This window comes from Amycolatopsis vastitatis, assembly GCF_002234595.1.
Classification (GTDB): domain Bacteria; phylum Actinomycetota; class Actinomycetes; order Mycobacteriales; family Pseudonocardiaceae; genus Amycolatopsis; species Amycolatopsis vastitatis.
The window spans coordinates 1-11,504 of the sequence record NZ_NMUL01000017.1 but is presented as its reverse complement, the minus strand read 5'-3'; the positions used below and the strand labels follow the sequence as shown (position 1 = coordinate 11,504).

Here is an 11,504-nt window from a genome sequence, read left to right as displayed (position 1 = left end):
AGGACTGAGCTGACAATGGGCATCCGCAAGTACAAGCCGACGACCCCGGGTCGTCGCGGTTCGAGCGTCTCGGACTTCGCCGAGATCACCCGCTCCACTCCGGAGAAGTCGCTGCTGCGTCCGCTGAGCGGCTCGGGCGGTCGTAACTCTTCCGGCAAGATCACCACCCGGCACAAGGGTGGCGGCCACAAGCGTGCTTACCGCGTCATCGACTTCCGTCGCCATGACAAGGACGGCATCCCGGCCAAGGTCGCGCACATCGAGTACGACCCCAACCGCACCGCGCGCATCGCGCTGCTGCACTACGCCGACGGCGAGAAGCGCTACATCATCGCGCCGGAGAAGCTGAAGCAGGGCGACACCGTCGAGAACGGCCCCCGGGCCGACATCAAGCCGGGCAACAACCTGCCGCTGCGCAACATCCCGGTCGGCACCGTGATCCACGCGATCGAGCTCCGCCCCGGTGGCGGCGCGAAGATGGCGCGGTCCGCCGGCGCGAAGGTGCAGCTCGTCGCCAAGGACGGTCCGTACGCCCAGCTGCGTCTCCCCTCGGGCGAGATCCGCAACGTGGACGTGCGCAACCGCGCCACGGTCGGCGAGGTCGGCAACTCCGAGCACGCCAACATCAACTGGGGCAAGGCCGGCCGCAACCGCTGGCGCGGCAAGCGCCCCACGGTCCGTGGTGTCGTCATGAACCCGGTCGACCACCCGCACGGTGGTGGTGAGGGTAAGACCTCCGGTGGTCGCCACCCGGTCAACCCGAACGGTAAGCCCGAGGGCCGCACGCGTCGCCGCAAGGCGTCCGACGCCCTCATCGTCCGCCGCCGTCGCACCGGCAAGAACAAGCGCTGAGCAGGGAGGTAGAACCAAATGCCACGTAGCCTCAAAAAGGGCCCGTTCGTGGACGACCACCTGCTCAAGAAGGTGGACGCGCTGAACGAATCGGGCAAGAAGACGGTCATCAAGACCTGGTCCCGCCGCTCGACGATCATCCCGGACTTCCTGGGTCACACGATCGCCGTGCACGACGGCCGCAAGCACGTCCCGGTGTTCGTCACCGAGGCGATGGTGGGTCACAAGCTGGGCGAATTCGCCCCGACGCGGACCTTCAAGGGCCACATCAAGGACGACCGCAAGTCGCGCCGCCGCTGAGCGGGCACGAGAGAGAACAAGGGAAGTAGCGATGAACGCCCAGAACGACGCGACGACCGAGGCTGAACTGCCTACGGCGTACGCGCGGGCTCGCTTCGTCCGGGACTCGCCGACCAAGGTGCGCCGGGTGATCGAGCTCATCAAGGGACGTAGCGCCGCCGACGCCTTGGCCGTGCTCCGGTTCGCCCCGCAGGCGGCCAGCGAGCCGGTCGCGAAGGTGCTCGCCAGCGCCGTGGCCAACGCCGAGAACAACCTTCAGCTGGACCCGGAGACGCTCTGGGTCAAGAACGCGTACGCCGACGAGGGCCCCACCCTCAAGCGCATCCGCCCGCGGGCCCAGGGCCGCGCGTACCGGATCCGCAAGCGGACCAGCCACATCACCGTCGAGGTGGAGTCGCGTCCGGCCGTCGCGCAGAAGGCTCAGAGCAAGAAGAAGGCAGGTGGCCGGTAGTGGGCCAGAAGATCAACCCGCACGGTTTCCGCCTGGGTATCACCACGGACTGGAAGTCGCGCTGGTACGCCGACAAGCAGTACGCCGAGTACGTGGCCGAGGACGTCAAGATCCGCAAGCTCCTCGCCACCGGCATGGAGCGCGCGGGCATCTCCAAGGTCGAGATCGAGCGCACCCGTGACCGCGTCCGCGTGGACATCCACACCGCCCGGCCGGGCATCGTCATCGGCCGTCGCGGCGCGGAGGCCGACCGGATCCGCGGCGCACTGGAGAAGCTGACCAAGAAGCAGGTCCAGCTGAACATCCTCGAGGTCAAGAACCCCGAGGCCGACGCCCAGCTGGTCGCCCAGGCGGTCGCGGAGCAGCTCTCCAACCGCGTGGCGTTCCGCCGCGCGATGCGGAAGGCGATCCAGACCTCCATGCGCTCGCCGCAGGTCAAGGGCATCCGCGTGCAGTGCGGCGGTCGTCTCGGCGGTGCCGAGATGTCCCGCTCCGAGCACTACCGCGATGGCCGCGTCCCGCTGCACACGCTGCGCGCCGACATCGACTACGGCTTCTTCGAGGCCAAGACGACGTTCGGTCGCATCGGCGTCAAGGTGTGGATCTACAAGGGTGAGCTCGTCGGTGGCCTGAAGGCCCGCGAAGCCCGCGACGCCGCCGAGCGCGCGCCGCGCGGTGGTCGCGACCGTGACCGCAGCGACCGGCCGTCCCGTCCGCGTCGTTCCGGCGCCTCGGGCACGACCGCCACCTCGACCGAAGCCGGTCGCGCCGCCGCTGCGGCCACGACCGAGGCCCCGGCGGCTCCGGCCACCGAGACCGCAGAAAAGACGGAGGGCTGAGACGTGCTCATCCCGCGCAGGGTCAAGCACCGGAAGCAGCACTCCCCGAAGCGCCACGGCGCCGCCAAGGGTGGCACGAAGGTCAGCTTCGGCGAGTACGGCATCCAGGCGCTTGAGCACAGCTACGTGACGAACCGGCAGATCGAGTCCGCTCGTATCGCCATGACCCGTCACATCAAGCGCGGCGGCAAGGTGTGGACGACGATCTACCCGGACCGCCCGCTGACCAAGAAGCCGGCCGAGACCCGGATGGGTTCCGGTAAGGGTTCGCCCGAGTGGTGGATCGCCAACGTGAAGCCGGGTCGCGTGATGTTCGAGATCTCGTTCCCGAACGAGGAGACGGCTCGCGAGGCGCTGCGCCGCGCGATCCACAAGCTGCCCATGAAGTGCCGCATCGTGACCCGTGAAGGTGGTGAGTTCTGATGGCTAACGCAGGTGCCGCACAGGCATCGGAGCTGCGTGAGCTCACCGCGGAAGAGCTCGTCCTGCGTCTGAAGGAATACAAGGAGGAGCTGTTCAACCTCCGCTTCCAGATGGCGACTGGGCAGCTCGACAACAACCGCCGTCTGCGCACCGTCCGCACGGACATCGCGCGGATCTACACGGTCATGCGCGAGCGCGAACTCGGCCTGTCCGTTGCCCCCGACGCCGAGAGTGAAGGTGCCGCATGAGCGAGCCCACCACCGAGACGCCGGCCCGGAACGACCGTAAGGTCCGCGAGGGCTACGTCGTCTCGGACAAGATGAACAAGACGATCGTGGTCGAGCTCGAGGACCGCAAGAAGCACCCCCGTTACTCGAAGGTCGTCCGCTCCACCACCAAGGTGAAGGTGCACGACGAGAACAACGAGGCGGGCGTGGGCGACCGGGTCACCCTGATGGAGACCCGCCCGCTGTCGGCGACGAAGCGGTGGCGCCTGGTGCAGATCGTGGAGAAGGCCAAGTAAGCAGGGCTCTTTAAGAGTTCTTAGTTCCGCAAGGCTCGCTCGTCGGGCGAGAACCGGCGCGACATACAGGAGTTGACGTGATCCAGCAGGAGTCGCGGCTTCGGGTAGCCGACAACACGGGTGCGAAGGAAATCCTCTGCATCCGCGTTCTCGGTGGCTCCGGGCGGCGCTACGCCGGCATCGGCGACATCATCGTCGCCACCGTGAAGGACGCCATCCCGGCTGCCGGGGTGAAGAAGGGCGACGTCGTCAAGGCCGTCATCGTCCGCACGGTCAAGGAGCGCCGTCGTCCGGACGGTTCCTACATCCGGTTCGACGAGAATGCCGCCGTGCTCATCAAGAACGACAACGAGCCCCGCGGCACCCGCATCTTCGGCCCGGTGGGCCGCGAGCTGCGCGACCGAAAGTTCATGAAGATCATTTCGCTCGCGCCGGAGGTGCTGTGATGAAGGTGAAGAAGGGCGACACGGTCGTCGTCATCGCCGGCAAGGACAAGGGCGCCAAGGGCAAGGTCATCCAGGCCTACCCGGAGCGCGAGCGCGTGCTGGTCGAGGGCGTGAACCGGATCAAGAAGCACACGCGGATCAGCCAGACCCAGCGCGGCGCGCAGTCCGGTGGCATCGTCACGCAGGAGGCGCCCATCCACGTCTCGAACGTGATGGTCGTCGACTCGGACGGCAAGCCGGCCCGGGTGGGTTACCGCATCGGCGAGGACGGCAAGAAGGTCCGGATCTCGCGCCGGAACGGTAAGGACATCTGATGACCACCGCAGAGAAGACCTCGCCGCGCCTCAAGGTGCGCTACCGCGAGGAAATCAAGGGCCAGCTGCAGGCTGAGTTCTCCTTCGCCAACGTCCACCAGATCCCGGGCGTGACGAAGGTCGTCGTGAACATGGGCGTCGGCGACGCCGCCCGCGACAGCAAGCTGATCGAGGGCGCGGTCAAGGACCTCGCCCTGATCACCGGCCAGAAGCCGGAGGTCCGGAAGGCCCGCAAGTCCATCGCGCAGTTCAAGCTGCGTGAAGGCCAGCCGATCGGCGCGCGCGTCACGCTGCGCGGCGACCGGATGTGGGAGTTCCTCGACCGGCTGCTGACCATCGCGCTGCCGCGTATCCGCGACTTCCGCGGGCTTTCGCCGAAGCAGTTCGACGGCCACGGCAACTACACGTTCGGTCTCAACGAGCAGTCGATGTTCCACGAGATCGACCCCGACTCCATCGACCGCCCCCGCGGCATGGACGTCACCGTCGTCACGACCGCCACGAACGACGACGAGGGCCGGGCGCTGCTGCGCAAGCTCGGCTTCCCGTTCAAGGAGAACTGAGCCGATGGCCAAGAAAGCCCTGGTCCACAAGGCCGCGAAGAAGCCGAAGTTCGCCGTGCGCGCCTACACCCGCTGTCAGCGGTGCGGCCGCCCGCACGCCGTGTTCCGCAAGTTCGGGCTCTGCCGGATCTGCCTTCGCGAAATGGCGCACGCGGGCGAGCTGCCCGGCGTCCGCAAGTCCAGCTGGTAAGAGCTTCTTTTTAACTCCCACTTCGCCACAGGCCCCGCCGCCCGCATTCCGGGCGGCGGGGAACCAGGCGAGAAAGGTTGACAGGTCACCATGACGATGACCGACCCCATCGCAGACTTCTTGACGCGTCTGCGTAACGCGAACTCGGCGTACCACGACGAGGTCAAGCTCCCGCACTCGAAGCTCAAGGCGAACATCGCCGAGATCCTCAAGCGCGAGGGCTACATCGCGGGTTACCACGACGAGCCGGGCGAGAAGCACAAGAACCTCGTCGTCGAGCTCAAGTACGGCCCCAACCGTGAGCGGAGCATCGCCGGCCTGCGGCGGGTCTCCAAGCCCGGTCTGCGGGTCTACGCAAAATCGACCGAACTGCCGTCGGTCCTCGGCGGCCTGGGCATCGCGATCATCTCGACGTCCGGTGGCCTGCAGACGGACCGGCAGGCCAAGCGCAACAGCGTGGGCGGCGAAGTCCTCGCCTACGTCTGGTAAGGGAAGGGGTACAGGCATGTCACGCATCGGAAAGCTGCCGGTCGCCGTCCCTTCCGGGGTCGAGGTGACCATCGACGGTCAGCACATCAAGGTCAAGGGGCCCAAGGGCACCCTCGAGCACACCGTCGCCGAGCCGATCGTCGTCGAGCGCGACGAAGACGGCACGCTGCTGGTGAAGCGCCCGGACGACGAGCGCAACTCCAAGGCGCTGCACGGGCTCACCCGCACGCTGGTGAACAACCTCGTCGTCGGCGTCACCGCCGGCTACGAGAAGAAGATGGAAATCCACGGCGTGGGTTACCGCGTGCAGGCCAAGGGCTCGGACCTCGAGTTCGCCCTCGGCTACTCGCACCCGGTCAAGATCGAGGCCCCCGAGGGCATCACCTTCAAGGTGGAGACCCCGACCCGGTTCTCGGTCTCGGGCATCGACAAGCAGAAGGTCGGCCAGATCTCGGCCGTCATCCGCAGGCTGCGGCGCCCGGACCCGTACAAGGGCAAGGGCCTGCGCTACGAGGGTGAGAAGATCCGCCGCAAGGTCGGAAAGACGGGTAAGTGATCATGAGCGACACGACTACGAAGCGCAAGCCGGTGGGCAAGGACATCTCGACCCGCCGCCGCGTCGCGAAGGCCCGTCGGCACTTCCGGCTCCGCAAGAAGGTCTCGGGCACCGACCAGCGTCCGCGCCTGGTCGTCAAGCGGTCCTCGCGGCACATCGCCGTGCAGGTCATCGACGACCTCGCCGGCCACACGCTGGTGTCGGCGTCCACCCTCGAGGCGGACGTCCGGGCGGTCGACGGCGATAAGAAGGCCAAGGCCGCGAAGGTCGGGGAGCTCGTCGCCGCGCGGGCCAAGAACGCCGGGATCTCGGCTGTGGTGTTCGACCGTGGGGGCAACGCCTACCACGGCCGCATCGCCGCGCTCGCCGACGCCGCCCGTGAGGCGGGGTTGGAGTTCTGACGATGCAGAAGCTTGTTAACGGAAGGAATGCCTGATGCCGGGACGTACACGGCAATTCGGCGGCGGACAGGGCGGACCCGGCGGGCAGGGCGGCAACGACCGCAATGAACGCCGCGGTGGCGGCCGGGACCGGCGCGACAGCGGCCGTGGCGGGGCCGGCCAGGACAAGACCCCGCACCTCGAGAAGGTCGTGACGATCAACCGCGTCGCCAAGGTCGTCAAGGGTGGTCGTCGCTTCAGCTTCACCGCCCTGGTGGTCGTCGGCGACGGCGACGGTCAGGTCGGCGTCGGCTACGGCAAGGCCAAGGAAGTTCCCGCGGCGATCGCCAAGGGCGTCGAGGAAGCGAAGAAGAACTTCTTCCGCGTCCCGCGCATCGGTGGCACCATCCCCCACCCGATCACGGGTGAGGCGTCCGCCGGTGTCGTGCTGCTCCGTCCGGCGTCCGCCGGTACCGGTGTCATCGCCGGTGGCCCGGTGCGCGCGGTGCTGGAGTGCGCGGGTGTCCACGACGTGCTGTCGAAGTCGCTCGGCTCCGACAACGCGATCAACATCGTGCACGCGACCGTGGCGGCCCTCAAGGGCCTGCAGCGTCCCGAAGAGGTCGCGGCCCGCCGCGGTCTCCCGCTCGAGGACGTCGCTCCGGCCCGGATGATGCGCCAACGCGCTGGCCAGGTGGTCTGACATGGCTCAGCTCAAGGTCACCCAGGTCAAGAGCAAGATCGGCACGAAGCACGCTCACCGCGAGTCGCTGCGCACCCTCGGGCTGCGCAAGATCCGCCAGAGCGTCGTGCGTGATGACACCCCCCAGGTGCGCGGCCTGATCCACACCGTCCGCCACCTGGTGGAGGTCGAGGAGGTCAAGGCATGACGGCCATCAAGATCCACCACCTGCGTCCGGCTCCGGGCGCCAAGCGCGAGAAGATGCGCGTGGGCCGTGGTGAGGGTTCGAAGGGCAAGACGGCCGGTCGCGGTACGAAGGGCACCAAGGCCCGGAAGAACGTGCCGGCCCGGTTCGAGGGTGGGCAGATGCCCATCCAGATGCGGCTCCCGAAGCTTCGCGGCTTCAAGAACCGCTTCCGCACCGAGTACCAGCCGGTGAACGTGGGCGACATCGCCCGCGTCTTCCCGGACGGCGGCACCATCGGTGCCGACGAGCTGGTCAAGGGCGGCCTGGTCCGCAAGGGCAAGCTGGTGAAGGTCCTCGGCAACGGCGACGTGAACGGAGTCAAGCTGGACGTCACCGCCGACGCGTTCTCCGGTTCCGCCAAGGAGAAGCTCGAAGCTGCCGGTGGCTCCGCCACCACGAACTGAGCAGTAGTCGGTACCGAACGGCCCGCCTGGCCCCGCCAGGCGGGCCTTTCGGCGTTCCCGGCCGGACAGGCTCCTTGCTGTGGCGGGAATCCGGACGGAGGATCAACAGGGTGGACAGACCTGCGCAGGATCCGGACCGGACAGACCCGCCGATCGCGGCGGCGGACTCGCCGTTGAGCTTCCCCGTGGAGGCTTCGCTGTCTCCGGACGTCGCGGCGCCGGCGCCGGTGGAATCCTTCCGGGCGGAGGCTTCCCGGCTGGGGGGCGATGGCCCGGGGGAGTCGCCGTTGAGCTTCCCGGTCGAGGCTCCCCGGCTCGAGCACCCGCCCCAGCCCGCGGAACCGCCGTCGACGCCCTTGCCGTTCCCGGTCGCCCAGCTCCCGGGGGCGGCCGAGCCGTCCCCGCCGCCGGCCGGACCGCCGCCCCAGCCCGCCGCGGGGGTGCCTCCGCAGGCCGTATGGCCGCCTCAGCCCGCCCAGGGAGCGCTGCACCAGTCCGTCCCGGCCCAGGCGGCCGCCGCTGCGCCGATGCCGCCCACGGGCACCCTGCGCTTCCTCCCCGCCGCCCTCGTCGCCCTGGCCGCCCTGCTGGCCGGCCTCGGCTCCTTCCTCCCGCTCTTCCTGGTCCGGCAGCACCTCAGCCAAGGCGGGCTGATCGGCGCGCCCGACGTGACCGCCGTCCAGACGGCCTGGGGCGTCAGCTACCAGTACCCCGGCCAGGAGGCGACCGACGTGTCGAGCTCGCCGATGGGCATCCCGCTCCTCGTCGCCGTCGCCCTGCTGACCATCGCGGCCTTCTTCGCCGCGACGCGACCCGGGCGCGTTCTCACCCGCGCGCTGGTCGTCGCCGGGGCGGCCTTCACGGCCGGTGCCGTCGCGACGATCGCCATGAACGGGGTCGGCTGGTCGGCCACGGAGCAAATCGAGCTGGACGTCACCGTCGCACCGGGCCTTTGGCTACTCATCGGGGCCATCCTCCTGGCGGTGGTCGCGGCCGTCGTGGCCCACCTGGCCCTCCAGCCGGCCGGAGTGCCGGCCGGCTGGGCCGACCCCGCCGCCGCCTTCGCCGACACCCCGACGCCACCCTCAGGCGTCGCCATCACGGTGCTCCCGCCGGACGACGAACGTCCCTGACCACTCATCGACGCAGGTCACCGGCGGTCCCGACGTACCGTCCACCAGGGCGCCGATGGGTCCTCGCCGACCGGGCCGGGGTGCTCGCGCCGTCGGCGGGTGATCCACATCTGTCAAGGGAATCGGCCAACTCGGCGATGTGGATCAACCCGCCGGAGCAACCTTGGTACGGAAAACGCACACGGACTGCGGACACGCCCTGTGAAGCTGTTAGAGTCGGCGACACGCTTCGGGACGAGTGTGCCCCGAAGCGTTCCTGGCTTGCGTGCCAGTAGTGCTGTGTGTTCCTGCCGGTCCCCGTACCGGCCAAGCCGATCGTCGGTTAGGACAGCCGACGACGCCGAGGAGGTCCCCCGCGTGCTCAGCGCCTTCCGCTCGGCTCTCGCGACGCCGGATCTACGCAAGAAGATCCTGTTCACGCTAGCCATCGTCGCGGTTTACCGAATCGGTGCGACCATTCCGGCGCCCGGCATCTCGTACGGTGCCGTACAGGCCTGCAGCTCCCAGGCGCAGCAGGAGGGCGTCTACCAGCTGCTGAACCTGTTCAGCGGTGGTGCGCTGCTGCAGCTGTCGCTCTTCTCGACCGGCATCATGCCGTACATCACGGCGAGCATCATCATCCAGCTGCTCACCGTGGTCATCCCGCGGTTCGAGGAGCTGAAGAAGGAAGGGCAGTCCGGCCAGGGCAAGCTGACCCAGTACACCCGGTACCTGACGATCGCGCTGGCGATCCTGCAGGCCACCGGTGTGGTCGCGCTCGCGGACCGCAAGCAGCTCTTCCCCGACTGCCAGTCGCCGATCATCCCGGACAACAGCGTCTACTCGCTGGCGATCATCGTCATCACCATGACCGCGGGCACCGCCGTCATGATGTGGCTGGGCGAGCTGATCACCGAGCGCGGCGTCGGCAACGGCATGTCCGTCCTGATCTTCCTGAACATCGCGGCCCGCATCCCGGTCGAGGGCGGCAACATCCTCAGCAACGCGGGTGGCTTCGGCCTGGCGATCGTCTGCGCCTTCGGCCTGGTGATCATCGCCAGCGTCATCTTCGTCGAGCAGGGCCAGCGCCGGATCCCGGTGCAGTACGCCAAGCGCATGATCGGCCGCCGGATGTACGGCGGCACGTCGACCTACCTGCCGATCAAGGTGAACCAGGCCGGCGTCATCCCGGTCATCTTCGCGTCGTCCCTGCTGTACCTGCCGGACCTGATCAGCCGCCTCGTCGGCGACCAGAACAGCAACTCCGGCTGGCAGGTGTTCATCAAGAACTACATCGTGAACCAGTCCAGCTGGGTGCACATCGCGCTGTACTTCGCCCTGATCATCTTCTTCACGTACTTCTACATCACGATCACGTTCAACGTGGACGAGCGTGCGGACGAGATGAAGAAGTTCGGTGGCTTCATCCCGGGCATCCGCCCGGGCCGCCCGACCGCGGAGTACCTGAGCTTCGTGCTCGGCCGCATCACCCTGCCGGGTTCGCTGTACCTGGGCATCATCGCGATCCTTCCGAACTTCTTCCTGTCGGTGACCGGGAGCGGGAACAACCAGAACTTCCCGTTCGGTGGCACGGCTGTGCTGATCATGGTCGGTGTCGGCCTTGACACCGTGAAGCAGATCGAAAGCCAGCTGATGCAGCGCAACTACGAAGGGTTCTTGAAGTGACGCGCCTGGTTCTCGTCGGCCCGCCCGGTGCGGGCAAGGGCACGCAGGCGGTGGCCCTGTCCGAGCAGTTGCGCGTCCCGCACATCTCTACCGGTGACCTGTTCCGTGCGCACGTCGGCCAGGAGACCCCGCTCGGCCAGGAGGCGAAGCGCTACCTGGACTCGGGCGAGCTCGTGCCCGACTCGGTGACGAACGAAATGGTCCGGGAGCGGCTGGCCGAGCCGGACGCCAAGGTCGGCTTCCTGCTCGACGGCTTTCCCCGCAACACCAAGCAGGCCGAGGTCCTCGGCGAGATCCTGGGTGACGCGGACGTCGCGCTCGACGCGGTGATCCAGCTCCAGGTCCCGGAGGACGTCGTCGTCGCGCGGCTCATGTCGCGCGGCCGCGCGGACGACACCGAAGAGGTCATCCGCCGCCGTCAGCAGATCTACGTGTCGGACACCGCGCCGCTGCTGGAGTACTACGCCGACATCCTGGTGACCGTCGACGGCGTCGGCAGCGTCGAGGAGATCTCCGGCCGCGTGCTGAAAGCGCTGCGCGACCGCACGTGAATCTCGGAGGATTGCGTGTTCTGCAAGTGCTCCGCCGTGGGCGCATGATCGAAGTCAAGACCCCCGACGAGCTGCAGGCGATGCGGGCCGCGGGCCTGGTCGTCGCCCGCACGCTCGCCGCGGTCCGTGCCGCGGCGAAACCGGGCGTCAGCACCGCCGAGCTCGACGAGCTGGCCGAGCAGACGATCCGGGACGCCGGCGCGGTGCCGTCGTTCAAGGGCTACCACGGCTTCCCGGCGTCGATCTGCGCGTCGGTGAACGAGCAGATCGTCCACGGCATCCCGGCGAAGACCCAGATGCTCGCCGACGGCGACATCATCTCCGTCGACTGCGGGGCGATCCTCGACGGCTGGCACGGCGACTCCGCCGTGACGCTGGCCATCGGCAAGGTCTCCGACGCCGACCTCGCGCTGTCCGCGGCGACCGAGGCGGCGATGTGGGCCGGGATCGAGGCGGTCACCGCCGGCGGCCGGCTCACCGACATCTCGTATGCCGT

The 11,504-nt window shown here is 68.3% G+C and carries 21 protein-coding genes; all 21 read left to right on the top strand.

Annotated elements, in window-relative coordinates; genetic code table 11:
• Positions 1 to 15 precede the first annotated feature (15 nt).
• A complete protein-coding gene (rplB, locus tag CF165_RS19825; protein ID WP_093949031.1) occupies positions 16 to 852 on the top strand; it encodes a 50S ribosomal protein L2 in 837 nt (278 codons plus the stop codon).
• An 18-nt stretch (positions 853 to 870) separates the two neighbouring features.
• Positions 871 to 1,152, top strand: coding sequence for a 30S ribosomal protein S19 (rpsS, locus tag CF165_RS19820; protein ID WP_003102083.1), 282 nt, complete (start codon positions 871 to 873; stop codon positions 1,150 to 1,152).
• 31 nt (positions 1,153 to 1,183) lie between these two features.
• Entirely contained in the window at positions 1,184 to 1,603 is a 420-nt protein-coding gene (gene rplV, locus CF165_RS19815; protein WP_013222606.1) for a 50S ribosomal protein L22, read from the top strand.
• Complete coding sequence (gene rpsC / locus CF165_RS19810; protein WP_013222607.1) at positions 1,603 to 2,442, top strand: 30S ribosomal protein S3; 840 nt, start codon at positions 1,603 to 1,605, stop codon at positions 2,440 to 2,442. Before rplV ends, rpsC begins: the two co-directional genes overlap by 1 nt.
• Before the next feature lie 3 nt (positions 2,443 to 2,445).
• Complete coding sequence (gene rplP / locus CF165_RS19805; RefSeq protein ID WP_004558864.1) at positions 2,446 to 2,865, top strand: 50S ribosomal protein L16; 420 nt, start codon at positions 2,446 to 2,448, stop codon at positions 2,863 to 2,865.
• On the top strand, positions 2,865 to 3,113 hold the full coding sequence (rpmC, locus tag CF165_RS19800) for a 50S ribosomal protein L29 (protein WP_013222608.1): 249 nt from the start codon (positions 2,865 to 2,867) through the stop codon (positions 3,111 to 3,113). The genes rplP and rpmC overlap by 1 nt, the downstream gene beginning before the upstream one ends.
• On the top strand, positions 3,110 to 3,388 hold the full coding sequence (rpsQ, locus tag CF165_RS19795) for a 30S ribosomal protein S17 (RefSeq protein ID WP_013222609.1): 279 nt from the start codon (positions 3,110 to 3,112) through the stop codon (positions 3,386 to 3,388). Before rpmC ends, rpsQ begins: the two co-directional genes overlap by 4 nt.
• Before the next feature lie 77 nt (positions 3,389 to 3,465).
• Entirely contained in the window at positions 3,466 to 3,834 is a 369-nt protein-coding gene (gene rplN / locus CF165_RS19790) for a 50S ribosomal protein L14 (RefSeq protein ID WP_004558867.1), read from the top strand.
• The gene (gene rplX / locus CF165_RS19785) at positions 3,834 to 4,148 is read left to right on the top strand and encodes a 50S ribosomal protein L24 (protein WP_013222610.1); all 315 of its coding nucleotides are present in this window, start codon (positions 3,834 to 3,836) and stop codon (positions 4,146 to 4,148) included. Before rplN ends, rplX begins: the two co-directional genes overlap by 1 nt.
• Complete coding sequence (rplE, locus tag CF165_RS19780; protein WP_013222611.1) at positions 4,148 to 4,711, top strand: 50S ribosomal protein L5; 564 nt, start codon at positions 4,148 to 4,150, stop codon at positions 4,709 to 4,711. The genes rplX and rplE overlap by 1 nt, the downstream gene beginning before the upstream one ends.
• A gap of 4 nt (positions 4,712 to 4,715) precedes the next feature.
• On the top strand, positions 4,716 to 4,901 hold the full coding sequence (locus tag CF165_RS19775) for a type Z 30S ribosomal protein S14 (RefSeq protein ID WP_004558870.1): 186 nt from the start codon (positions 4,716 to 4,718) through the stop codon (positions 4,899 to 4,901).
• A gap of 90 nt (positions 4,902 to 4,991) precedes the next feature.
• Positions 4,992 to 5,390 (top strand): 30S ribosomal protein S8, encoded by a 399-nt coding sequence (gene rpsH / locus CF165_RS19770; protein WP_004558871.1) that lies wholly within the window; start codon positions 4,992 to 4,994, stop codon positions 5,388 to 5,390.
• A gap of 16 nt (positions 5,391 to 5,406) precedes the next feature.
• Complete coding sequence (gene rplF, locus CF165_RS19765; RefSeq protein ID WP_093949030.1) at positions 5,407 to 5,946, top strand: 50S ribosomal protein L6; 540 nt, start codon at positions 5,407 to 5,409, stop codon at positions 5,944 to 5,946.
• A 2-nt stretch (positions 5,947 to 5,948) separates the two neighbouring features.
• Entirely contained in the window at positions 5,949 to 6,347 is a 399-nt protein-coding gene (rplR, locus tag CF165_RS19760) for a 50S ribosomal protein L18 (RefSeq protein WP_167441519.1), read from the top strand.
• A 34-nt stretch (positions 6,348 to 6,381) separates the two neighbouring features.
• Positions 6,382 to 7,029 (top strand): 30S ribosomal protein S5, encoded by a 648-nt coding sequence (gene rpsE, locus CF165_RS19755; protein WP_093949028.1) that lies wholly within the window; start codon positions 6,382 to 6,384, stop codon positions 7,027 to 7,029.
• Position 7,030: 1 nt separating this feature from the next.
• Positions 7,031 to 7,216, top strand: a complete 186-nt coding sequence (gene rpmD, locus CF165_RS19750; RefSeq protein ID WP_093949027.1) for a 50S ribosomal protein L30 — start codon at positions 7,031 to 7,033, stop codon at positions 7,214 to 7,216.
• Complete coding sequence (rplO, locus tag CF165_RS19745) at positions 7,213 to 7,659, top strand: 50S ribosomal protein L15 (RefSeq protein WP_093949026.1); 447 nt, start codon at positions 7,213 to 7,215, stop codon at positions 7,657 to 7,659. The genes rpmD and rplO overlap by 4 nt, the downstream gene beginning before the upstream one ends.
• A 110-nt stretch (positions 7,660 to 7,769) precedes the next feature.
• A complete protein-coding gene (locus tag CF165_RS19740; protein ID WP_093949025.1) occupies positions 7,770 to 8,792 on the top strand; it encodes a hypothetical protein in 1,023 nt (340 codons plus the stop codon).
• A 357-nt stretch (positions 8,793 to 9,149) separates the two neighbouring features.
• Positions 9,150 to 10,457, top strand: a complete 1,308-nt coding sequence (gene secY, locus CF165_RS19735; RefSeq protein ID WP_093949024.1) for a preprotein translocase subunit SecY — start codon at positions 9,150 to 9,152, stop codon at positions 10,455 to 10,457.
• Entirely contained in the window at positions 10,454 to 11,008 is a 555-nt protein-coding gene (locus CF165_RS19730) for an adenylate kinase (RefSeq protein WP_093949023.1), read from the top strand. The genes secY and CF165_RS19730 overlap by 4 nt, the downstream gene beginning before the upstream one ends.
• 44 nt (positions 11,009 to 11,052) lie before the next feature.
• Positions 11,053 to 11,504: type I methionyl aminopeptidase (locus tag CF165_RS19725; protein WP_143268616.1), on the top strand; the 452-nt coding region annotated here is incomplete at its 3' end.

What these genes read in the sequence shown, in the direction of transcription:
- rplF (WP_093949030.1), top strand. Translation starts at nt 5,407, where the DNA reads ATGTCACGCATCGGAAAGCTGCCGGTCGCCGTCCCTTCCGGGGTCGAG.
- CF165_RS19775 (WP_004558870.1), top strand. Translation starts at nt 4,716, where the DNA reads ATGGCCAAGAAAGCCCTGGTCCACAAGGCCGCGAAGAAGCCGAAGTTC.
- rplV (WP_013222606.1), top strand. Translation starts at nt 1,184, where the DNA reads ATGAACGCCCAGAACGACGCGACGACCGAGGCTGAACTGCCTACGGCG.
- rpsS (WP_003102083.1), top strand. Translation starts at nt 871, where the DNA reads ATGCCACGTAGCCTCAAAAAGGGCCCGTTCGTGGACGACCACCTGCTC.
- rpmD (WP_093949027.1), top strand. Translation starts at nt 7,031, where the DNA reads ATGGCTCAGCTCAAGGTCACCCAGGTCAAGAGCAAGATCGGCACGAAG.
- rplX (WP_013222610.1), top strand. Translation starts at nt 3,834, where the DNA reads ATGAAGGTGAAGAAGGGCGACACGGTCGTCGTCATCGCCGGCAAGGAC.
- rpsH (WP_004558871.1), top strand. Translation starts at nt 4,992, where the DNA reads ATGACGATGACCGACCCCATCGCAGACTTCTTGACGCGTCTGCGTAAC.
- rplB (WP_093949031.1), top strand. Translation starts at nt 16, where the DNA reads ATGGGCATCCGCAAGTACAAGCCGACGACCCCGGGTCGTCGCGGTTCG.
- rpsQ (WP_013222609.1), top strand. Translation starts at nt 3,110, where the DNA reads ATGAGCGAGCCCACCACCGAGACGCCGGCCCGGAACGACCGTAAGGTC.
- rpmC (WP_013222608.1), top strand. Translation starts at nt 2,865, where the DNA reads ATGGCTAACGCAGGTGCCGCACAGGCATCGGAGCTGCGTGAGCTCACC.
- rplR (WP_167441519.1), top strand. Translation starts at nt 5,949, where the DNA reads ATGAGCGACACGACTACGAAGCGCAAGCCGGTGGGCAAGGACATCTCG.
- rplO (WP_093949026.1), top strand. Translation starts at nt 7,213, where the DNA reads ATGACGGCCATCAAGATCCACCACCTGCGTCCGGCTCCGGGCGCCAAG.
- rplE (WP_013222611.1), top strand. Translation starts at nt 4,148, where the DNA reads ATGACCACCGCAGAGAAGACCTCGCCGCGCCTCAAGGTGCGCTACCGC.
- rpsE (WP_093949028.1), top strand. Translation starts at nt 6,382, where the DNA reads ATGCCGGGACGTACACGGCAATTCGGCGGCGGACAGGGCGGACCCGGC.